This window comes from Streptococcus infantis (genome assembly GCF_015546995.1).
In the GTDB taxonomy this organism is placed as follows: domain Bacteria; phylum Bacillota; class Bacilli; order Lactobacillales; family Streptococcaceae; genus Streptococcus; species Streptococcus infantis_J.
Map to the genome: position 1 here is coordinate 1 of NZ_JADMUH010000046.1, position 1,012 is coordinate 1,012.

Genomic DNA, 1,012 nt, shown 5'->3' on the forward strand with positions numbered 1-1,012 from the left:
TGTAAGATGATAAATATAATATTTCATTTTCTCTATCTACAGCACCCGCATACTTCAGAATTTCCATTTGATGCAATATATCTGTTGAAATTGACATCATTGGCACTTCCCTTCATATAACTTGTGCATTATAACACATTAAAAATAGAAAAAGGAATTTCTAAAACGATTTCTGTATAAGATAAAATGATGATATGTAATCACGAGTGTTCATCTTGTTTTTTTAATGCTTCATACAAAATATTAGAAATAACGAATTGTCAATAACGGCCTTGCACTACGTTTTCCTCAAAATGGAAAGGAGGCCTTTTATGAGGGATATTTTTGGCTTTCTACCTCTATATAGAAAAAAACCTGTCCTTCTCAGAACAGGTCTTCCTACCTGGCAACGTGCTATCTTTACTGGAGCTCGTCCAGCTATTGTCGCCGCTGAAGTGCTTAACTTCTGTGTTCGGGATGAGTACAGGTGTGTCCACTTCGCTTTCATCACCAGATCGCTTGAGGTCCATCCCTCAAAACTGAATAACAGTCCAAACATTTCTTGTGATTAAGTCCTCGACCTATTAGTATCAGTCAACTTCACATATCGCTATGCTTCCATCCCTGACCTATCTACCTCGTCGTCTTCAAGGGGTCTTACTTCTTGCGAATGGGAGATCTCATCTTGGAGTAGGCTTCGCGCTTAGATGCTTTCAGCGCTTATCCCTTCCCTACTTAGCTACCCGGCTATGCTCCTGGCGGAACAACCGGTGCACCAGCGGTAGGTCCATCCCGGTCCTCTCGTACTAAGGACAGCTCTCCTCAAATCTCCTTCGCCCACAACAGATAGGGACCGAACTGTCTCACGACGTTCTGAACCCAGCTCGCGTACCGCTTTAATGGGCGGACAGCCCAACCCTTGGAACCGAATTCAGCTCCAGGATGCGATGAGCCGACATCGAGGTGCCAAACCTCGCCGTCGATGTGAACTCTTGGGCGAGATCAGCCTGTTATCCCCAGGGTAGCTTTTATC

The 1,012-nt window shown here is 44.3% G+C and carries 2 rRNA genes; both read right to left on the reverse strand.

Annotated elements, in window-relative coordinates:
- Window positions 1-380: 380 nt before the first annotated feature.
- Window positions 381-494 (reverse strand): 5S ribosomal RNA (gene rrf / locus I1J71_RS08590).
- Between the two features lie 49 nt (window positions 495-543).
- Window positions 544-1,012: ribosomal RNA gene (locus I1J71_RS08595) — 23S ribosomal RNA — on the reverse strand; the annotation flags it as partial.